11 protein-coding genes and 1 pseudogene are annotated in these 20775 nt (G+C 72.2%); 9 read left to right on the plus strand and 3 right to left on the minus strand.

What is annotated here, in order from left to right; all coding sequences use genetic code 11:
* The first annotated feature begins 21 nt into the window (after positions 1 to 21).
* Entirely contained in the window at positions 22 to 567 is a 546-nt protein-coding gene (locus AB0411_RS04795) for a hypothetical protein (protein WP_366415789.1), read from the plus strand.
* 193 nt (positions 568 to 760) lie between these two features.
* Here AB0411_RS04795 and AB0411_RS04800 read toward each other — a convergent pair whose 3' ends face one another.
* Positions 761 to 1495: a hypothetical protein gene (locus AB0411_RS04800; protein WP_366415790.1), complete on the minus strand. Its 735-nt coding sequence runs from the start codon at positions 1493 to 1495 to the stop codon at positions 761 to 763.
* 246 nt (positions 1496 to 1741) lie between these two features.
* Between AB0411_RS04800 and AB0411_RS04805 the strand changes: the two genes are divergently transcribed.
* Genes AB0411_RS04805 through AB0411_RS04815 form a run of 3 tightly spaced genes read left to right on the plus strand, consistent with a single transcriptional unit; the run spans position 1742 to position 4632 of the window.
* Positions 1742 to 2116, plus strand: coding sequence for an acyl-CoA thioesterase (locus tag AB0411_RS04805; protein ID WP_366415791.1), 375 nt, complete (start codon positions 1742 to 1744; stop codon positions 2114 to 2116).
* A 45-nt stretch (positions 2117 to 2161) separates the two neighbouring features.
* On the plus strand, positions 2162 to 3688 hold the full coding sequence (locus tag AB0411_RS04810; protein WP_366415792.1) for an acyl-CoA dehydrogenase family protein: 1527 nt from the start codon (positions 2162 to 2164) through the stop codon (positions 3686 to 3688).
* Positions 3688 to 4632 (plus strand): DMT family transporter, encoded by a 945-nt coding sequence (locus AB0411_RS04815; RefSeq protein ID WP_366415793.1) that lies wholly within the window; start codon positions 3688 to 3690, stop codon positions 4630 to 4632. The genes AB0411_RS04810 and AB0411_RS04815 overlap by 1 nt, the downstream gene beginning before the upstream one ends.
* 98 nt (positions 4633 to 4730) lie before the next feature.
* Here the strand turns inward: AB0411_RS04815 and AB0411_RS04820 are convergent, their stop codons facing one another.
* A complete protein-coding gene (locus AB0411_RS04820; RefSeq protein WP_366415794.1) occupies positions 4731 to 6425 on the minus strand; it encodes an APC family permease in 1695 nt (564 codons plus the stop codon).
* Positions 6426 to 6780: 355 nt separating this feature from the next.
* Here AB0411_RS04820 and AB0411_RS04825 point away from each other — a divergent pair, with 355 nt between their 5' ends.
* The 5 genes and pseudogenes from AB0411_RS04825 to AB0411_RS04845 all read left to right on the plus strand — a co-directional run bounded on the left by AB0411_RS04825 (position 6781) and on the right by AB0411_RS04845 (position 10796).
* Positions 6781 to 7347 carry a TetR/AcrR family transcriptional regulator gene (locus AB0411_RS04825; protein WP_366415795.1) on the plus strand — a complete coding sequence of 189 codons (567 nt, stop codon included), beginning with the start codon at positions 6781 to 6783 and terminating at the stop codon, positions 7345 to 7347.
* 83 nt (positions 7348 to 7430) lie between these two features.
* Positions 7431 to 8906, plus strand: a complete 1476-nt coding sequence (locus tag AB0411_RS04830) for an MFS transporter (RefSeq protein WP_366415796.1) — start codon at positions 7431 to 7433, stop codon at positions 8904 to 8906.
* Positions 8903 to 10324, plus strand: coding sequence for a carotenoid oxygenase family protein (locus tag AB0411_RS04835; RefSeq protein ID WP_366415797.1), 1422 nt, complete (start codon positions 8903 to 8905; stop codon positions 10322 to 10324). The genes AB0411_RS04830 and AB0411_RS04835 overlap by 4 nt, the downstream gene beginning before the upstream one ends.
* A 53-nt stretch (positions 10325 to 10377) precedes the next feature.
* A pseudogene (locus AB0411_RS04840) lies at positions 10378 to 10461 on the plus strand (hypothetical protein); the annotation flags it as partial.
* A 59-nt stretch (positions 10462 to 10520) separates the two neighbouring features.
* On the plus strand, positions 10521 to 10796 hold the full coding sequence (locus AB0411_RS04845) for a hypothetical protein (RefSeq protein ID WP_366416326.1): 276 nt from the start codon (positions 10521 to 10523) through the stop codon (positions 10794 to 10796).
* 67 nt (positions 10797 to 10863) lie between these two features.
* Here AB0411_RS04845 and AB0411_RS04850 read toward each other — a convergent pair whose 3' ends face one another.
* The gene (locus AB0411_RS04850; RefSeq protein ID WP_366415798.1) at positions 10864 to 20520 is read right to left on the minus strand and encodes an Ig-like domain repeat protein; all 9657 of its coding nucleotides are present in this window, start codon (positions 20518 to 20520) and stop codon (positions 10864 to 10866) included.
* Between the last annotated feature and the right edge of the window lie 255 nt (positions 20521 to 20775).

The raw sequence follows: 20775 nt of genomic DNA on the forward strand, positions 1-20775 counted from the left end.
GTGTCTACTACCGTCGACGGCATGACCGAGCCTGCTGAGACGTACCGCCCGACCCGGCACCCCGACCTGCTCAGGTGGCGGGGTGAGCGCCAGGATGCCCACGAACGGTGGGCCGAAGAGACCTCCTTCGCGGGCTTGCTGGACTTCACCCCGGCCTCCTTGGGGACCCTGGACGATCTGATCCGGGAAACCGCGAACAGCATGGAGGAGGTCACCGACCAGCGGATGACGCCCTTCATCCAGGGCGCGATCTGGTACGTGGGAGAGGTGTTCTGCCGCCACCAAAAGATGGTGTGGAAGTACATCCCCGACATCGTCAGCGGGGAGCTCGAGCCGTTCTTCAACGCGGCCGGGGAGACCTCGGCGCTCGATCACCCCTGCGTCGGCGCCCCCGATGACCCGGAAAGCTACCTGTACCCGCTGAACATGCTGCGCCGGATCCTCCTCACCGAGGACGAGGTCGGCAACCCGGTGGAAGAGACGCTGTTGTCGATCTTCGCCCATCCCTTCGACGAGGACGACGAAGACGACGGCGAGGAGTTGGACCCGACCGGCGGTTGGGGATGACCCCGTCCCGCACGCCGATGCCGCCCACCCTCGCCGGGGGCGCGGCCCTGGCGGGGCTCGACCTCGTCCACCTGTTCAAGTCCCCTGTGTCCACTCCGCTGCCCAGCCGATCTGCCGGTCGCTGCAAGGGGCCGGGAGCGCAGCCAGGAAGGGCGGTGCGGCGGGGTCTTCCCGCCGCACCGCCCTTCAGTTCTCAGTGCGCGACGAGGTCGCGCGGGACCCGGGTGACGACGCGTGAGCGCAGTACCAGGTCGTCCATGGTGTCCATGAGCCAGAGCGCGGACAGCGGCATCCGCACCGCGATACGGCTCTGGTAGGTGGCGACGAGCTCCCGGAGCCGCTGGTATGCGTCGCCGCTGACCTCGCCGGTGAGTTGTAGGTAGCCGGCCAGGAGCGGGCGGTGCTCCGCGCCGAGACGGGTGCGCAGGTGCGCGAGTGCGGTTGCGGATGCCACGTCGGCCGCCTGGACCGGCAGGTAGATCCGCCCGGTGTTGAAGCGTCCGATCCAAGGCCCGCGGACCACCACTTCCATGCGCGGGTCCAGTCGAGAGGGGAGTTCCCCGCCCCCTTCGAGTCCTCCGGCGAGCGTGGCGTGCAGGCGGTCGGCTCGCAGGGACAGTCCCGGCCACCAGACCAGCGAGCCGGCGTCGCTACGACGGAGAGCGTCCAGGAAAGAGGCGAGAGCCGCGTCGGCCGCCAAGCGCCGACCGTCGATCGGGATCACCGCCGAGCGGATCGGCGGCCAGTACTCGGCCGGGCCGGTGTCGGGTCCGAGAGGCGCTCTGGCCCGGCCGTCGAGAAGAGGCAACTGCCGTTCCCGATAGCGCTGGTCCAGCGTCAGCGCCCCGTTGGCCGCCCAGTCGTACGAGGCGTCCTGCCGGGACAGCTCCGTGATCGGATCCAGCAGGGGTGCGAGTGCCTCGTTCATCCATGGTCTCCCGTTCGGTGGGTGACGGACATTCCCGCCCAGCGACGGGCAGCGTCACACCCGAAGCCTCCCGGTCGCGAGGTCCGGCCTCGGAAACCGCAACTCCGCACAGTGGTAAGGAGGTTGAGGCTGTCACACTCGTGTCACGCACGTCACACCCGGGTGGTTCGCGGCGCGTCCGGAGGATCATGATGAGACACTGTCAAAAAGTCGAAATACTGTACCAATTAGGGGCAAAAAGTGAAGGTGACGATTTCACCGCGCTTCTCTGAGGTCGATGTGCTCGGCCATGTCACCAACTCCGCAGTGCCGGTGTGGTTCGAGCACGGCCGGTTACCGATTTTCCGGCTGTTCAGCAAAGAAGCGAACATGCGTGACCTCGCGCTCATCCTGCGCCGGTACGAGATCGACTTCACCCGGCAGATCGTCGCGTCCGCGGACGTCACCGTCGAGACCAAAGTGGCGAAGGTCGGCAACACCTCGATCACCATCGAGCAGGTCGCCACGCAGGGCGGAGTCGAGGTCGCCCACGGTACCTGTGTGATGGTGCATTTCGACTACGAGAGGGATGCCACCGCCAGTATTCCGGACCACCTGCGCACCGAACTGGCCGCGCTGTAACACCGGAACCAATCAGTCAGCCGAGATGGGATCTTTGTCTTGAGCATGTCGCGCAACCCCCTGGTCGACCTTGATCCGACCGAGTTCCTGGACAATTTCCGGCGCAGCATCGACGAGTTCGACAGCGCCAGACTTCCGCATGAGCCGCTTTCCCGAGAAGGCCTGCGCAAGCTCGTGGACTTAGGCATCTACTTACCGGCCATCCCGCGCGCGTACGGCGGCCGGGAAAGCCATCGGGAGATGTGCGAGATCATCGAGATCATGTCCGAGCGCAATCTGCCGCTGGGCATGTACACCATGATCGTGACGGTCCTCTTCCTCCGGAACGTGGCGGCCGGCGGCGATGAGGCTCTGAAGGAAGAGGTCTTCGACGACTTCGCGCGCAACCCCGTCATCGGCGGTCTCGCCTTCACCGAACCGGGGAGCGGTTCGAACCTCGCCCGCATGCAGACCACCTACCACGACGACGGTGACGCGTACCGGATCACCGGAACCAAGCACTGGCAGGCGTTCAGTGAGCAGGCGGACTGGTGGATCATCTGCGCCAAGCATCCGGAGCGCAAGGAGTTCGCCTACTTCGCCCACCGGCGTGCGGACGGCGGATTCGTGACCACCGAGGTCTACGACAGCCTGGGGCTGAAGAACCTCGGATACGGGCTCAACACCCTGGACCTGCGGGTGCCCCGCCATTACCGGCTCACCAAAACCAGGGAGGGCTTGGGCGACGCCGCCGAGATCCTGTGCGCGTCCCGCTTCAGCAAGGCCGCCATGGCCAGCGGATTCCTGCGCCGGCTGAGCACCGAATCGCTGCGCCAGGTCAGCACCCGGAAGATCGGCGACGGCACACTGCACGACATCGGCTATGTGCGTTACAAGGTCAGTCGCATCAGGCAGAACTACGTCGCCTGCAATGCGCTGTACCGGCACCTGATGCTGGCGGAGGACTACTACACGGACCTGGAGAACAGCATGTTCGCCTCACTGGCGACCAAGGTGCTGGCCTCCGAACTCATGCTGGAATCGGCCATCGACTACCAGCAGTTGTGCGGCGGCGAAGGCTACCGGAAGGGCGCACCGGACAACATCGCCGCCTACGCCCTGCTCGATGCGCGCGTCTACACCGTCTTCGACGGCACCAACGACCTGCTGTGCCAGCACCTGGCGCATCTGTTCCTGCGCCATTTCCAGGACTCCGGGCTCCGGTCGCCACTGGAGTTCCTCGGCCGGTTCGGATATCTGGAAGACGCGTTCTTCCACCTCACCGACATCAACCTCAGCCATCTCACGGACGCGCCGTCGCAGGACCGGATCGTGATCCTGGGCCGCATCCTGTCCAGGATCTACGGAATCAGCGCGCTGCAGAAGTCGTCCCGCTCGGCCGCGCCCAGCGCCCGGCTCGCCGTGGACGACGCCGACTACCCCAAGGCGATCGCGGTCCTGAAGAACGAGATCGCCGGCCTGGTGAACGAGTACGAGCTGACCGCCCGGCTCGCCGGCCCGCAGACCCTGCCGGGCGCGCTGCGTCCGCACGGCTCCGTGGTCACTTTCGACTCCAAGGTGGGAATGCGCTAGTGCCCGGCGGGACCAAGAACCTCAAGGTTTCGCTCATTGCGCTGACGTTCGTCGTTCTCTACGGATCAGGTTTTGTGGGCGGCCGGTACGGCCTGCCCTATGCGGAGCCCTTCTTCTACCTGGCCATCCGGTTCGGTGCGACCGCGGCCATCCTGTTCGTCCTGATCCTGTGCTTCAGGGTCGGCTGGCCACGCTCGGGCTATCTCCACCTCGTGCTCAGCGGGATCCTGCTGCAAGGGGTGTTCTCCGTCGGGGTGTTCTACGCGCTCCACCACGGCATGACTCCCGCGGTCTCGGCACTGATCATCGCCCTGCAACCGCTTCTGGTGTGGTTGATGGTCTCCGTGGTGACCGGGCGGAAGGTCCGGCTGCTGTCGGTGCTGGCACTGCTCGGCGGGCTGGTCGGCGTCGCCATCACGGTCTACCGGGGCCTGGCGTCGTCATCCGGGCTCACCCCGACCAATGTCGCCTTCGGCGTCCTCGGCCTGGTGGGAGTGTCGACCGGACAGTTCTGCTTCCAGCGGAGGAACCCCGGCGCACACCTGCTGATCAATGGCTTTGTGCAGTCCGGCTCGTCGGCCGTCGTCATGCTCGTCGGCGGACTGGTCTTCGAGAAGGGCGACATCCGGTGGACCCCGCAGTTCCTGCTGTCGGAACTGTGGATGTCGGTCGGTGTGTCGATCGGCGCGCTCAGCCTGCTGTTCGTCCTGATGCGTTCGGAGAGCGCGGACCGGGTGGCGTCGTACTTCTACGGCGTCCCGATCGCCGCGGGGCTGATCGCCTGGCCGGTACTGGGCCAGCGCCCGACCCTGTCGGAGATCATCGGGTTCGCGGTCATCATGGTCTCGATCACGGTCTTCCACCGCAGCAGCCGGCCCCCGCACGCCGAACAGGCTCCCGCGGCGCCGGTCGAGGACTCCGTGCCGGCGACGGAACGCGCCTGAGCAGGGGTGGGGGCCGTTGCGGGCCCCGCTGCGCCAAGCCGGCGGCGAAGAGATCCCGTGCCGGGCTCCGGGGGTGACCCGGAGCCCGGCACGGTGCCTCAGACGGAGGCCATCGGGCGTGCGTCGGCGGCGGCAGCGGGCGCCGCGGCGGCTTCGGCGGGGGACAGGCCACCGGTCAGGCCCTGTGCGTGGGCCCTGACCCCGGAGCGCACCGCCCAGAAGTAGAACAGCGGGGCGGTGACCGCGATCAGGACGGTGCCGAGCACGCCGGGGAGGACGTCCCGGCCGCCGAACTCCTTGCCGCCCAGCGCGGACACCGCGGCCGTCCACACCAGGAAGACGATCATCCACCAGGCCGGCGCGAACTGCCGCAGCAGGCCCGTCCGTCGCCCGCCACTGCCGCCGGCCGCCCCGCTGCCGCTTTCGTTCCGGTCCCGGCGCCGCAGCACCAGCGCCGCGACCGGTGCGGCCACCAGCGTCAGCACGGTGATCTTTCCGGTCTCCGGCCACTTCGACCAGTACAGCGCGCAGGCCGCGAAGGCGAAGGTGACCGGGCACAGCACCCCGGCGGCCGGCAGCCGGAAGGGACGGGGCAGGTCCGGGCGGGTCCGCCGCAGCACCCCCACCGCGATCGGGCCGATCAGATACGAGATGACCATGGCTGCCGACACCACGCCGGCCAGCGCCTGCCAGCTGCGGCCGACGGTGAGCAGCAGGACGACGGAGAAGCCGAGGTTCAGCCACATCGCGGGGCGGGCGGTGCCGTAGCGCGGGTGCACGGCCGCCAGCTTCCGGGGGAAGAACCCGGTCTCGGCGAGGTTGGTGACCATGTACGCGGCCGAGGCGACATTGGCGATGTTGGACCCGGCCGGCGAGATGAACGCGCCGAACTGCAGCATGGTGACCACCCAGTGCAGCATCAGCAGCCCCGCCAGGTCGGCGAACGGCGAGTTGAGGTTCACGCCCTGCCATCCGCCGGACCGCGCCAGCAGCTCGGGCGGCACCGACCCCAGGTAGGAGACCTGCAGCGCCAGGTAGATCACCAGGCCCAGCGCGAGCGCGCCGACCAGGGCGAGCGGGATGGCCCGGCCCGGGTTCTTGGCGGCCCCGCCGAGGTTGACCACGGCCTGGAAGCCGTTGAAGGCGAAGACCACGCCGCAGGTGGTGACGGCGGTGAGCACGGCCGGCCAGCCGTACGGGGCGAAGCCGCCGTGCGCGGTGAAGTTCGAGGTGTGGAAGCCCGACCCGACCAGGGCGAGCACCGCCAGCACCGGGATGGCGAACTTGACGAGGGTGAGCACGGTGTTGGCGCGGGCCAGCAGCTGCACCGACCAGAAACAGGTCAGCCAGAGCGCGAGGGTCAGGACCAGCGCCACCGCCGTACCCGAAAGGGTCAGCTGGTGGGTGGCCGGATCGACCAGGCCCTGCGCCCAGCCGAAGCTCCAGGACGTCATGTACTGGGTGGCCGCGATCGACTCGATCGGGATCAGCGAGGCGGTCGCGATCCACACCGCCCAGCCGGTGAGGAAGCCCAGGACCGGACCGTGCGAGAGGTGCCCGTAGCGGGCCATGCCGCCGGGGATCGGATAGGCCGAGCCGACCTCCGCGTACGACATCGCGATCATGCCGATGAAGATCACGCCGATCACCCAGGCGACCACCGCCGCGGGGCCCGCCACCTGGGCGGCGGAGCCGGCACCGAAGAGCCAGCCGGAGCCGAAGATCGAACCTATGCCGATCATGATGAGGGCGAAGAGGCTGAGCCCCTTGCGCTCGCCCGCGCTCATGTCCATGGGATGTGTCGTCCGTCCTGGTGGTGCGCGTGCCCCGCGTTGTCCAGGGGCCGCTGTCGTCTGCCGCCGACCACCTTATTTCCGGCCACATGGCGGGAACGCCGCCGTCTCGCCGGAGCGCCGCACGCACTCGCCCCGGCAGGCCACGCGCACGGGGTCAACGCGCTTGGGCCCACGGCCCGTTCGCTGTCTGCGCGCGGCTCACCGGCCGCCCGGGAGGTCCCTGCATGAGACGCGTCACAGCGGGGGCGGCACGCACCGCGTCATGGCGGCCGGTGCCGGGCGTTCGCCGCTCTCGTGGCCGTCTTTCCGGTGAGGGATTGACGCCCCCATGTGTGAGTGGTTTATTACTCACATGGCAACGACACAGGCGCGCCGCCTCTCCACGGCGGACGCACGACGCGGCGAGGTGCTGGCCACCGCGGCCAGGGTCTTCGCCGCACGCGGGTACTACGGCACCTCCACCACCGAGGTCGCCAAGGGTGCGGGGATCTCGCAGTCGTATCTGTACCGGCTCTTCCCCGACAAGGAGACGCTGTTCGTCGCGGTCGTCGAGGACTGCTCGCGGCTGATCCGGGAGCACCTGGCAGAGGCGGCCGTCGGGGTCGGGAGCGCGGAACCGGAGGCTGTGCTGGACGCGATGGCGCTGGCGTACGCGCACCTCATCGCCGACCGGGACGACCTGCTGCGGGTGCTGATGCACGCGAACTGCGCGGCGAGCGAGCCCGCGATCGGGGAGGCCGTGCAGACGCTCTACGCGAGGCTCGTGGAGTATGTGCGTTCCGCGTCGGGGGCCCCGGACGGGCCGGTCCAGGAGTTCTTCGCCCGGGGCTTTCTGTGCAATGTGGCGGTCTCCATCGGTGCGACCGAGGTGGACGCCCCCTGGACGAGGACGCTGCTCGCCGGGATCCGGCACTTCTGAGGCAGGACGGACGGCCGCACTCCGCGGCCGTTTCTTTGGAGTATGGAGTGAGTGGTCAATCACTCTTTCTTTGAGGAGGGGACATGGAAACGAGGACGCAGCCGTGGTCGCCGGCACCGCGGGCGGCCCAGTCACCGCCGTCGCAGGGGGAGCAGGGCAAGCAGGGAGAGCGGAAGGAGCGGGGCGAGCCGAAGGAGCAGGGCCGGGAGGAGCCGGAGGGCCGCGGGCCGCGCGAGCACCCCCGGCCCGCCCGGCGAGGGGCGGCGCTCGCGACGCTCGCCACGGCGCAGTTCCTCGTGGTGCTGAGCACCTCGATCGTGAACGTCGCCCTGCCCTCCATCGGCAGCGGCCTGCGGCTGTCGCCCGCCGCGCTCTCGTGGGTGGTCAGCGCCTACGTCCTCGCCTTCGGCGCCCTGCTCCTGGTCGGCGGGCGGCTCGGCGATGTGCTGGGCAGCCGCCGGGTGTTCACCGCCGGTACGGGCGTCTTCGCGCTGGCCTCGCTCGCGGCGGGGCTCGTGCCCTCGGCCCCGCTGCTCATCGCGGCCCGTGCCGTCCAGGGCATGGGCGCCGCGCTCCTCGCACCGGCGGCCCTGGCGCTGCTGTTGGGCGCCTTCCCGCCCGGGCCGGGCCGGGGCAGGGCGCTCGGGGTCTGGGGCGCGGTGTCCGGGGCGGGCGGCGCCGTGGGCGTGCTGCTCAGCGGACTGCTCACCGAACTGTACGGCTGGCCCGCCGTGTTCCTGGTGCAGGTGCCCGTCGCCGTGCTCTGCCTGGTCGCGGCCCTCCTCGTCGTCCCGGCCGGCGAACCCGCCGGCGGCGCGGTCGATGTGCTGGGCGCCGTCGTCTCGACGGTCGCGCTCACCGCCCTCGTCCACGCCCTGACGGCGAAGAACCTCCTCGCCGGTGCCGCCGGGCTGCTGCTCCTCGCCGCGTTCGCCGCCCGGCAGGCCAGGGCCCGCACCCCACTGATCCCGCCGCGTCTGCTCCGTACCGGAAAGGTCGCGGCGGCCAACGTCGCCATGACCCTGCTGGGCGCGGTCTACGTCGGCCTGTTCTCCTTCCTGCCGCTCTACCAGCAGCAGGTCCTCCACTACAGTCCGCTGGCCGCCGGGCTCACCCAGCTCCCCCTCGCGCTCGCCGTCGTCACCGGCTCCGTGCTCGCGCCCCGGCTGCCCGCCCGGGCCGGGACCCCCGCCGCGCTCGCCGTCCTCACCGCCGGCCTCGCCTGGCTCGCCGCGGGCCCCGACCACGGCCCGTTCGCGGCCGGTTCGTTCGCGGCTCATCTGCTCGGGCCGTCGCTGCTCGTCGGCGCGGGCCTCGGCATCGCCTTCGTACGCCTCACCGCACTGTCCACCGACGGTGTGCCGGCCGCCGACTCGGGTCTGGTCGGCGGGCTGATCAACACGACCCGGCAACTCGGCGGGGCACTCGGCCTCGCCCTGATGACCGCGGTCGCACCGGCGGCGGCCGACTACACCACCGCCTTCCTGACCGCGGCGGTCATCGCCGCACTGACCGCCACCACCGCCCTGTTCGCCTTCACCGGAAGGAAGCACCGATGAGCACCGGAACCACCGCCCCTGCCGCGGCCACCACCCCGCAGGCGCCCACGCCCTACGTGTCCGACCACTACACCCCCGTCGCCGACGAGATCACCGCCCGGGAACTGACCGTCCACGGCACCGTTCCGCCGGAGCTCAGCGGCCGTTACTTCCGCAACGGCCACAACCCGAAGCCCGGTCACACCCCCACCCACTGGTTCAAGGGCAGCGGCATGATCCACGGTCTGCGGCTGCGGGACGGCCGCGCCGAGTGGTACCGCAACCGCTGGGTGCGCACCCCCGCGCTGGACGGCGTCCCTTACCTGGGCGCCGACTGGGTGCCCGACCTCCGGGCCAGCGAGGCCGCCACCCATGTCGTCGAGCACGCGGGCCGCATCCTGGCGCTGCAGGAGGTGAACCTGCCGTACGAGATGACCCCGGAGCTCGACACCGTCGGCGCGTTCGACTTCGGCGGCACGCTGAAGACCGCGATGACCGCCCACCCCAAGACCGACCCGGTCACCGGTGAGCTGCACTTCTTCGGCTACGGCCCCTTCCCGCCGCACCTGACCTACTACGTGGCCGACGCCCGGGGCGAGATCGTGCGCGCGGAGGTCGTGGACGGGGCGGGACCGTCCCTGATGCACGACTTCGGCCTCACCCGGCACCATGTCGTCTGGCTCGACCTGCCGGTCGTCTTCAACCCGGCCGAGCAGTCCGGCATCCCGTACCGCTGGAGCGACACCTACACCCCGCGCATCGGCGTGATGCCGCGCACCGGCCCGGCGAGGGTGCGGTGGTTCGAGGTCGCACCGGGCGCCCTGCTGCACGTGGCGAACGCCTACGAGGACGAGCGCGGCAGGATCGTGCTGACCGGACCGCGCTACGACCGCGGGGCCTGGGAACAGACCTGGAAGTGGTGGGTGGGCGCCCCCGGTTACGCCCCCGAGCCGCTGGTCGGGACCACGCCGTACCGCTGGATCCTCGACCCGGCGACCGGCCGGGCGACCGAGGAGCGGACCGACGATCTCGTCACCGAGTTCCCCACCATCAACGAGGAACGGACCGGACTCCCGCACCGCTTCGACTACGCGGTCGCCTTCCCCGGTGCCGGGCTGGGCGAGTACGCCCTCGTCAAGCACGACCACGCGACCGGTACCCGCGAACTGGTGCCGATGGGCCGCGGCCGGATGCCCGGCGAGGCCGTCTTCGTACCCGCCGCCGGCGCGCGCCGCGAGGACGACGGCTATCTGCTCACCGTCGTCAGCGATCTGGAACAGGACGCCTCCCAGCTGCTGATCCTCGACGCGTCGGCTCCGGCGGGGGCACCGGTCGCCACGGTGGAACTGCCGCGCCGGGTGCCGTCCGGCATCCACGGCTCCTGGATCGCGGACGCCGGTCCCGCCGCCGGCGACGGGACCCCGGGCGGTGCCGCGTGATCACCACACGTCACGAGATCACCGTGGACGCACCGGCCGCAACGGTCTGGCGGGTGCACACCCGCATCGACGGCTGGCCGGCCTGGAACTCCGGGATCGACCGGGCCGTGCTCGACGGGGAGTTGCGGGTCGGCGCCGCCTTCCGCCGGCTCGCCCACGGCCTGGACATCACCTCCACGGTCTCGGCGCCGGAGCCGTGCCGGCACGTCGCCCGGGGCGGTCCGCCTCCGGCATCGACGGGCTCCACAGCTGGACCCTGGAGCCCCGCGCGGACGGCGGCACGCGCATCGTCACCCAGGAGTCGTGGTCGGGCGCGCCCGTCGACGCGGACCCGGAGGGCATGCGGGCGGCCCTGGACCAGTCGCCGGCCGCCTGGCTGAGGGACCTCAAGAAGGCGGCGGAGAAGGCGGCTCAGCCCCTGCGCGCCGACGCCCCCGCGACGCGGAGTCGCCCGCGGCCGAGGTGGCCCTGAGCACGACCGGGAAACGGCCGTCGGCCACGTGGCAGGGACCACGTGGCCGACGGCCGTTTGCGGTGCCTCAGTTGTTGACCACCTGGGCGGTGGTCCCGCTGGACGGTGCGAAGTTCACCTCGCCGTTGTAGTTGGCGGTGACGAGGTGGGTGCCCTTGGGCAGCGGGTTGAACACCGCGCTGGCCCGGCCGTTGACCAGGGGCACGGTCTGGGGGGTGCGCCCGGCGATGGCGAGGGTGATGGTCCCGGTGGGAGTGCCCGTTCCGGGGGCCACCGTGGTGACGGTCGCGGTGACGGTCACCTGGTCGCCCGTCGTCGAGGGGTTCGGCGTGGACACCACGACCGTGGAGGTCGTCGCCTTGTTGACGGTCTGGGTGTCGGTGCCGCTGGACGCCGCGAAGCTGTCGTTCCCGCCGTAGGCGGCCGAGATGGTGAACGGACTGCCGGTGGTGCCGGTGTAGGCGTGGGTGACGGTGGCGACGCCGCCGGACACCGGTGCGGTGGCCGAGGCGGTCCCGTCGCCGAAGGTGAAGGTGACGATGCCGGTGGGCGTGCCGGACGCGGCGGACACCGTCGCCCTGATGGTCACCGGCTGCCCGGACGCGGAGGGATCCGGGGTCGAGTTGACGGTGGTGAGGGTCGTGCTCTTGCTCAGGGTCTGGGTGTCGGTGCCGGTGGAGGCGGTGAAGTTGGTGTCCCCGTTGTAGGTGGCGGTGACCGGGAACGGGCTGCCGGTGCGGGTGGTCCAGGTGTGGGTGGTGGTGGCGGTGCCGCCGAAGAGAGTGGCGGTGGTGGCGGTGGTGCCGTCGCCGAAGGTGAAGGTGACGGTGCCGGTGGGGGTGCCCGCCCCGGGTGTCTGGGCGGCCACGGTGGCGGTGAGGGTGACGCTCTGGCCGGTGACGGAGGGGTCGGGGGAGGAGGTCACGGTGGTCGTGGTGGCGGCTTTGTTGACCGTCTGGGTGTCGGTGCCGGTGGAGGCGGTGAAGTTGGTGTCCCCGTTGTAGGTGGCGGTGACCGGGAACGGGCTGCCGGTGCGGGTGGTCCAGGTGTGGGTGGTGGTGGCCGTGCCCCCGGAGAGAGTGGCAGTGGTGGCGGTGGTGCCGTCGCCGAAGGTGAAGGTGACGGTGCCGGTGGGGGTGCCCGCCCCGGGTGTCTGGGCGGCCACGGTGGCGGTGAGGGTGACGCTCTGGCCGGTGACGGAGGGGTCGGGGGAGGAGGTCACGGTGGTCGTGGTGGCGGCTTTGTTGACCGTCTGGGTGTCGGTGCCACTGGAGGCGGTGAAGTCGGCGTCGCCGTTGTAGGTGGCCGTCAGGGCGTACGGGCTGCCGGTGCGGGTCGTCCAGGTGTGGGTGACGGTGGCGACCCCGCCGGAGAGGGTGGCCGTGGTGGATCCGGTGCCGTCGCCGAAGGTGAAGGTGACGGTGCCGGTCGGGGTGCCCGCCCCGGGGGCCACCGGCGCCACGGTGGCGGTGAGGGTGATGGGTTGGCCGACCACGCCGGCGTCCGGGGCGGAGACCAGGGACGTCGTGGTGACGGCCCTGCCGACCGTCTGGGTGTCGGCACCGTGGGACGAGGTGTAGTTGGCGTCGCCGTTGTAGGTGCCGGTCAGGGTGTACGGGCTGCCGGAAGTCCCGGCGTAGGTGTGGGTGACGGTGGCGACCCCGCCGGAGAGGGTGGCCGTGGCCGGGCTCGTCCCGTCGCCGAAGTCGAAGGTGACGGTGCCGGTCGGGGTGCCCGCCCCGGGGGCGACGGAGGCCACCGTGGCGGTGAGGGTGGTGGGTTGGCCGGCGACGGTGGGGTCGGGGGAGGAGGCCAGGGCGGTGGTCGTGACGGCCTTGCTGACGCTCTGGGTGTCGGTGCCGCTCGACGCCGTGTAGTTGGCGTCGCCGTTGTAGGTGCCGGTGAGGGCGTACGGGCTGCCGGCGGTCCCGGTGTAGGTGTGGGTGGTGGTGGCGAGCCCGTTGTTCAGGGGCGCGGTCACCGTGGGGCTGCCGTCGCCGAAGTCGAAGGTGACGGTCCCGGTGGGGGTGCCCGCCCCGGGTGCCTGGGCGGCCACCGTGGCGCTGAGGGTGGTGGGTTGGCCTACCACGGTGGGGTCGGGGGAGGAGACCACCGCGGTGGTCGTGGCGGCCTTGTCGACGGTCTGGGTGTCGGTGCCGCTGGAGGCGGTGAAGCTGGCGTCCCCGGCGTAGCTCGCGGTCGCCGTGTACGGCCCGCCCGCGCTGGTGTACGCGTGGCTGATCCGGGCCACTCCGCCGGACAGCGGCGCCGAGGTGGTCGGGGTCCCGTCGCCGAAGTCGAAGGTGACGGTGCCGGTCGGCACCCCGGCCCCCGGACCGACCGGCGCCACCGTCGCGGTGAGGGCCACCGGCTGGCCGGTCACCGACGGGTCGGGGGTGGTGACCAGCGTGGTGGTGGTCGCCGACGGCAGCACGGTCTGGGTGTCGCTGCCGGCCGAGGAGCTGAAGTTGGCGTCCCCGCTGTAGTCGGCGGTGATGCCGTAGGGGCTGCCGGTCGCGCTGGTGTAGGTGTGCGCGACGGTCACGGTGCCGCCGGACAGCGGCGCCGTGATGGCCGCCGTGCCGTCCCCGAAGTCGAAGGTGACGGTGCCGGTGGGCACCCCGGTGCCGGCCGGCGCGGGGGCCACGACGGCGGTCACGGTCACCGGCTGGCCGGTCACCGTGGGGTCGGGCGAGGAGGTCACCGTCGTCGCGGTGGTGGCGGCGCCGGCCGTCACGGCGTGCGGGGCCGTGGCGGTGGCGGTGGTGAAGTCGGCGTCCCCGCTGTAGGTCGCGGTGATGGTGTAGGGGCTGCCCGTCGTGGTCGCGTAGGCGTGGTCGGTCGTCGCGACCCCGCCCAGGACCGGGGCGGTGACCGGTGCGGTGCCGTCGCCGAAGTCGAAGGTGACGGTCCCGGTGGGGGTGCCCGCGCCCGGGGGGACCGGCGAGACCCGTGCGGTGAAGGTGACGTTCTGCCCGGCGGTGGACGGTTCCGGGGACGAGGTCACCGTCATCGCCGCGGTGACCGGGCCCACCGTCTGGGTGTCGCCGCCGGTGGACGGGTCGAAGTCGCCGTCACCGTGGTAGGTGGCGGTGAGGGAGTAGGGGCTGCCGGCGGTGGTGGTCCAGGTGTGGGGCGTGGTCGCGGTGCCATTGGTCAGCGGCACGGTGACCGGCGCGGTGCCGTCGCCGAAGTCGAAGGTGACGGTCCCGGTGGGAGTGCCCGCCCCCGGGGCGACGGGTGCCACGGTGGCGGTGAGGTCGACGGACTGGCCCGGCACCGAGGGGTCGGGGGAGGAGGTGAGGGTGGTGCCGGTCGCCGCCGGGCCCACGGTCTGGGTGCCGTTCCCGGCGGACGCGTTGAATCCCGGGTCCCCGCTGTAGGTGGCGGTGACGGGGTAGGGGCTGCCGACGGTGCCGGTCCAGGTGTGCGGGGCGGTGGCGGTGCCACCGGTCAGCGGCACCGCCACCGGTGCGGAGCCGTCGCCGAAGTCGAAGGTGACGGTGCCGGTCGGCGTCCCGGCGCCCGGTGCCACCGCCGCGACGGTGGCGGTCACCGTCACCTCCTGCCCGGCCACCGACGGATCCGGGGAGGAGTCGACCACCGTCGTCGTCGAGGCCTGCTGCACGGTGTGGGTTGCGGACCCCACCGAGGCGATGAAGTCGTCGTCGCCGCTGTAGCCGGCGGTGACCGTGTACGGGCCGGCCGCTCCGGTGAAGGCGTGCACGGTCGTCGCCAGGCCCTGGGTCACGGTCGCGACGGCCGGCGCGGTGCCGTCGCCGAAGTCGAAGGTCACCGTCCCGGTCGGGGCGCCGTCCCCCGGGGCGTCCGGCGTCACCCGCGCGAAGAACGTCACCGGCGCGCCCGTCACCGACGGCTCGGGCAGGCCGCTGACCGTGGTGGTGCTCGCGCCCGGGCCGACGGTCTGGGTGGTGGTGCAACTGGAGGGGGCGAAGTCGGTGTCGCCCTGGTAGGTGGTGGTCAGGGTGTAGGGGCTGCCGGCGGTCCCGGTCCAGGCGTGGGTGGTGGTGGCGGTCCCGTCCGTCACGAGGGCGGTGACCGGCGGGGTGCCGTCGCCGAAGTCGAAGGTGACGGTGCCGGTCGGGGTGCCGTCCCCCGGGGGGACCGCGGCGACCGTCGCGGTGACGGTGACCGGCTGGCCCGGCACCGCGGGGTTGGGGACGGAGCTGACGGAGGTGGTGCTCGCGGCCGCGGTGACGGTGTGCGAACCGGTCGCCGACGTGGGCCCGAAGTCGGCGTCCCCGCTGTAGGCGACGGTCACGACGTACGGGCTGCCGGCGGTGCCGGCCCAGGCGTGGGTCACGGTCGCCGCCCCGCCCACGAGCGGCACCGCGACCGGCGCCGTGCCGTCACCGAAGTCCACGGTGACGGTGCCGGTCGGCGTGCCGGCGCCCGGTGCGGAAGCGCTGAGCGTCGCGGTCACGGTCACCGGCTGGCCCGGCACCGAGGTGTCGGGCGCCACCGTGATCACCACGTCGGCCGCCGCCCGGTCCACGAAGTGGCCCGTGCTGCCCGCGGAGCCGGTGAAGTCGGTGTCGCCGCCGTAGGTGGCCGTGACGGTGTAGGGGCTGCCGGCGGTGCCGGCGAAGGCGTGCTCGGCGGTGGCCACCCCGGCCACCACGGCCGCCGCCACCGGGGCGGTGCCGTCGCCGAAGTCGAACGTCATGGTGCCGGTCGGCGCGCCGGCACCCGGCGCCGCCGGGGCCACCGTCGCGGTGAAGGTGACCGGTTGACCGGCCACGGACGGCTCCGGCGCGTCGGACACCGTGGTCGTCGTGGCGTCCGGCAGCACCGTCTGGGTGGCGGTGGCCGCCGCGGTGGTGAAGTCGCCGCTGCCGTTGTAGACGACGCTGATCGCGTAGGGGCTGCCCAGGCTGGTGGTGTAGGCGTGGGTGAGCAGGGCGGCCCCGCCGGCCAGCGCCACCGTCGCGGGGGCCGTGCCGTCGCCGAAGTCGACGGTGACCGTGCCGTCGGGCACCCCCGCGCCCGGCGGCACCGCGGCGGCCGTCACCGCGACGGTCACCGGTTCGCCCACCACCGACGGACCGCCACCGGTGGTGACCGTGAGGGCGGTCGCGGTCTGCCCCACGGTCTGCGTGGTGGTGCCCGCGGAGGCGCTGAAGTCGTCGTCGCCGTTGTAGGAGGCCGTCACGGTGTAGGGGCTGCCGCCCGTGGTGGTGTACGCGTGCACCACCGTCGCCAGTCCCGCCACCGCGTCGATGGTCACGGTCGGGGTGCCGTCGCCGAAGTCGAAGGTGACGGTGCCGGTCGGGGTGCCGGTCGCCGGGGGCACCGTGGCGATCGCCGCGGTCAGGGTGACCGGCTGGCCGGCCGACGAGGGCTGGGGCGAGGCGATCACCACGGTGGAGGTGGCCGCGGGGTTGACGGTCTGGGCGTCGGTGTCCGAGGAACCGGTGAAGTTCGTGTCGCCGTTGTAGGCGGCGGTGACGGGGTAGGGGCTGCCGGCGGTGCCGGTGTACGGATGGACGGCGACCGCGGCCCCGTCGGCGACCGGGACCAGGACGACCGCCGAACCGTCGCCGAAGTCGAAGGCGACGTACCCGGTGGGGGTGCCTGCGCCGGCCGCGGCGGAGGCGACGGTGGCCGTGAAGGTGGCCGGTTCGCCGGTCACCGAGGGGTCCGGTGCGGAGACCAGCGTGGTCGTCGTACCGGCCTGGTCGACCGTCTGGCTGTCGACCCCGGACGACCCCGCGAAGTCGGCGTCGCCGCTGTAGGACGCGGTCACCGAGTAGGGACCGGCGGTCGTGTAGGCGTGGGTGGCCGTCGCCGTGGTGCCGGTCAGCGGCACCGTGACCGTCGGGGAGCCGTCGCCGAACGCGAAGGTGACGGTGCCGGTCGGGGTGCCCGAGGCCGGAGGCAGGACCGCGACCGCCGCGGTGAAGGTCACCGTCGAGCCGACGACGGACGGGTCGGGCGCCGAACTCACCGTCGTCGAGGTGGTCGACACGCTCATCGCCACGCGCTGCGCGGCCGTCCCGACGGACGCCGCGAAGTCCCCGTCCCCGGCGTAGGACGCGGTGACGGTGTAGGGGCTGCCCGCGGTGGTGGTCCAGGCGTGGGTCACCGTCGCCAGGTTGCCGGAGACCGGCGCGGTGACGGTCGGGGAGCCGTCCCCGAAGTCGAAGGTGACCGTCCCCGTCGGGGTGCCGGCACCCGGCGGGACGGGCGTCACCCGCGCGATCAGCGTCACGGTCTGGCCCACCGCGGCGGGGGTGGCCGACGAGAGCACCGTGGTGGTGGTCTCGGCCGGTGCGACGGTGTGCACGATGGTGTCGTCGGACGGGGCGAAGTCGCCGTCCCCGCTGTAGTGGGCGGTGATCGTGTAGGGGCTGCCGGAGGCGCTGGTGTAGACGTGGGTGACGGTGGCCGAGCCGTCGACGAGCCGGGCGGTGAGGATCGGACTGCCGTCGCCGAAGTCGAAGGTGGCCTCGCCGGTCGGGACGCCGGCCCCGGGCGCGACGGGGGACACGGTGACCGTCACCGCCTCGCCGGTCACCGACGGGTCCGGCGCCGCGGTGACCGTGGTGAGGGTGGCGGCCTGCTCGACGCTGTGCAGCGAACTCCCGGTGGATGGCGTGAAGTTGGTGTCTTCGCTGTAGGTGACGGTCACCGGGTACGGGCTCTGCGCGGCGTTGGTGTAGGCGTGGGTGGTACCGGCGGAGCCGCCGCTGAGCGGGACGGTGACCGGCGCCGTGCCGTCGCCGAAGTCGAAGGTGACGGTGCCGGTCGGGGTGATCGAGGACGCCGGGACGCCCGCCACGGTGGCGCTGAAGCTGACGGACTGCCCGGTCACCGAGGGGGACGGGGTGGTGGTCACGGTCGTCGTCGAGACGGCCTGGGTGACCACCTGACTGTCCGCGCCGGCCGAGGCGTTGAAGTTGTCGTCGCCGCTGTAGGTCGCGGCGACCGTGTACGGGCTGTCCGACACCCCCGGATTGGTGTGGCTGATCGTCGCCGTACCGCCCGCGACCGGCACCGTCACCGGCGGGCTGTCATCGCTGAACTCGAAGGTCACGGTGCCCGTCGGCGAACCGCCGGCCGGTGCCTCGGGGGTGACCTTGGCGACGAAGGTCGTCGACTGCCCCACGGTGGCGGGGTCGGGCGTCGAGGTCAGGGCGGTGGTGGTGTCGGCCGCCTGCACGGTCTGGGTCCCGGTGCCGGTGGACGCGGTGAAGTCGGCGTCGCCGTTGTAGGTGGCCGTGACCGCGTAGGGGACTTCGGCCGCTTCGGTGTAGACGTGGGTGGTCTCCGCGGTGCCGTCGGTGAGGGCCGCGGTGACGGTGGGGGTGCCGTCGCCGAAGTCGAAGGTGACGGTGCCGGTGGGGGTGCCCGCGCCGGGCGGGACGGTGGTGACCGCCGCACCGAACGTCACCTCCTGTCCCACCGTGGAGGGGTCGGGCGCCGAGGTCACGGCGGTGGTGGTGCCGGCCGGTTGCACGGTCTGGGTGAAGGTCCCCACGGACGCGATGGTGTCGGCATCGCCGTTGTACGTGACGGTGACCGTGTACGGGCTCTGCGCGGCGCCGGTGTAGGTGTGCGAGGTGGCGGCGGCCCCGTCGGTGAGGGGGACGGTGACCGGCGCCGTGCCGTCGCCGAAGTCGAAGGTGACGCTGCCGGTGGGGGTGCCTGCGCCGGGCGGGACGGTGGTGACCGTCGCACCGAACGTGACCGGCTCGCCCACCGCAGCGGGGTCGGGCGAGGCGGTGACGGCCGTCGTGGACGCGGCCTGACCGACCGTCAGTGCGGCTGTCCCGGTAGAGGAGGCGATGTTGCCGTCGCCGTTGTAGGTGGCGGTGACGGTGTACGAGGTGGCGGCCGCGTCGGCGTAGGCGTGGTCCACGGCCGCCGCCCCGTCGGTGAGGGGGACGGTGACCGGCGCCGTGCCGTCGCCGAAGTCGAAGGTGACGCTGCCGGTCGGGGTGCCGGCCCCGGGCGGGACGGTGGTGACCGTCGCGGTGACGGTGACCGGCTGGCCGGCCACCGACGGGTTCGGCGCCAGGGTCACCCCCGTGGTGGAGGCGGCCTGTTGGACGGTCTGGGTGTCGGTGCCCGTCGACGCGGTGAAGTTGCCGTCCCCGCTGTAGGCGGCGGTGATCGTGTAGGGGTCCTCGGCGGCGTCGTCGTAGGCATGGGTGACCGAGGCGGCACCGCCGCTCAGCGGGGCGGTGACCGGCGTCGTGCCGTCGCCGAAGTCGAAGGTGACGGTGCCGGTCGGCGCCCCGTCCCCCGGCGGTGAGGGGGCGACCCGCGCGACGAGGGTGACGACCTGCCCGGCCAGCGAGGGGTCGGGGGAGGACTGCACGGTGGTGGCGGTCGAGGCCGCCCCGACCACCTGGGTGTCCGTCCCGCTGGACGGGATGAAGAAGACGTCGCCTCCGTAGGAGACGGTGACCTGGTAAGGGGTCCCGGACGGAGCGGTGTAGACGTGGCCGACCGTCGCCGTGCCGTCGGTGAGGGCCGCCGGCACGGGCGCCGAGCCGTCCCCGAAGTCGAACGTGACGGTGCCCGAGGGGGTGCCGGTGGTGGGCGGAACGCCTGTCACCACGGCGGTGAAGGTGACCGCTTCCCCCACGACGGAGGGGTCGGGCGCGGAGCTGACGGCCGTCTCCGTGGGTGCCTGGTAGCCGAAGCCGCCGGACACGGTCACGCTGCCGCCCGGGGTGGTGATGACGAGGTCGGCCGGACCCGGCGTCCCCGGCGGTGTCACCACCAGCAGCAGGGTGTCGGAGTACGCCCGGAAGGACACCGCGGGCACACCGCCGACGGTGACGGCGGTGACCCGGGCGAGGCCGGTGCCCCGCACCACCAGGGTGGTACCGCCCGCGATCGGCCCGGTGGCCGGGCTGACACTGTTCACCGACGGCGAGGCGGCATAGGTGTAGGGCAGTTGATTGCTCACCCCGGCGAGGGTGGTGACGTAGACCGGGACGGTACCGGGCCCCGCCACGGGAGGCGCGGTCACCAGCAACTGCCCCTCGGAGATCGCGGTGGGGAAGGCGATCGCGTCACCGAAGTGCACCAGCAGCGCGGTGCTCAGGTTGGCGCCCACCAGCTCCACCACATTGCCCCCGCCGACCGGGCCGGCCGAGGGGATGAGCCGCGAAATGCTGGGCCAGTACAGGTAGAAGAAGTACCCGATGCGGGCGCTGCCGCCGGGCGTGGTGACGGTGACCGGGACCGCCCCGCTGCCCGCCGGGGTCACCGCGACGATGGTCCGGTCGTCGAGGACGGAGAAGCTCGCCGCCCGCCGGGAGCCGAAGTACACCGCGGTGGCACCGGTGAAGTGCCGCCCGACGAGGGTCACCAGGGTGCCTCCGCTGTAGGACCCCTGGTCGGGGAAGACCCCGGAGAGACTCAACAGCCCGGGCACGTCGGCGCGTCCGGCGAGGTCGGCCCGCCCGGTGAGCTCGGTCCGCCGCAGCAGCCCCGGGGCGGCGGCCGTCCGGGCCAGTGCGCCGGGCAGGGCGTGCAGCAGCGTGCCGCTGTCGAGCGCCCTGGGCAGGTCCGCGCGGTCCACCGTGGTGCGGAGCACCAGACCGTCCCCCGCCCCCCGGGCCACGAGCGGGACCGGGGAGCTCACGGTGGGCACGACCTTGCGGGAGGCCGGGTCGATGACCGCGATGCAGTTCCCGTCGCGATCGGTGATCAGAAAAGGCCCGTTCGGATGCTCCGGTGTCAGCATGAGACCGCCCTTGCTCGCGTCGTGACGGCTCCAGACCAGCTCGCGGGCCTGTCGCACACTGCGGCGCCGACACGGCAGTGACCTGCATGCCTCAACGGAGGAGCGCGCGCGGACGCCTCGTCATGACGAGGCTCCGGCAAGGGCAGGACGCCTTCCACTCCCCCGGAAAGGATGGGCGGCCCACCGGAATCGGACGGACTCAGTAACCCATTCCGGTGACGTCAAAGACAACACTCCGCCTACGACCTCACCCGA

This window comes from Streptomyces angustmyceticus, assembly GCF_040701845.1.
Taxonomy (GTDB): Bacteria; Actinomycetota; Actinomycetes; order Streptomycetales; family Streptomycetaceae; genus Streptomyces; species Streptomyces angustmyceticus_A.

Excerpts from the sequence above, each read along its gene's own strand:
- AB0411_RS04795 (WP_366415789.1), top strand. The coding sequence starts at position 22 with ATGACCGAGCCTGCTGAGACGTACCGCCCGACCCGGCACCCCGACCTG.
- AB0411_RS04800 (WP_366415790.1), bottom strand. The coding sequence starts at position 1,495 with ATGAACGAGGCACTCGCACCCCTGCTGGATCCGATCACGGAGCTGTCC.
- AB0411_RS04810 (WP_366415792.1), top strand. The coding sequence starts at position 2,162 with ATGTCGCGCAACCCCCTGGTCGACCTTGATCCGACCGAGTTCCTGGAC.
- AB0411_RS04820 (WP_366415794.1), bottom strand. The coding sequence starts at position 6,425 with ATGGACATGAGCGCGGGCGAGCGCAAGGGGCTCAGCCTCTTCGCCCTC.
- AB0411_RS04825 (WP_366415795.1), top strand. The coding sequence starts at position 6,781 with ATGGCAACGACACAGGCGCGCCGCCTCTCCACGGCGGACGCACGACGC.
- AB0411_RS04830 (WP_366415796.1), top strand. The coding sequence starts at position 7,431 with ATGGAAACGAGGACGCAGCCGTGGTCGCCGGCACCGCGGGCGGCCCAG.
- AB0411_RS04835 (WP_366415797.1), top strand. The coding sequence starts at position 8,903 with ATGAGCACCGGAACCACCGCCCCTGCCGCGGCCACCACCCCGCAGGCG.
- AB0411_RS04850 (WP_366415798.1), bottom strand. The coding sequence starts at position 20,520 with ATGCTGACACCGGAGCATCCGAACGGGCCTTTTCTGATCACCGATCGC.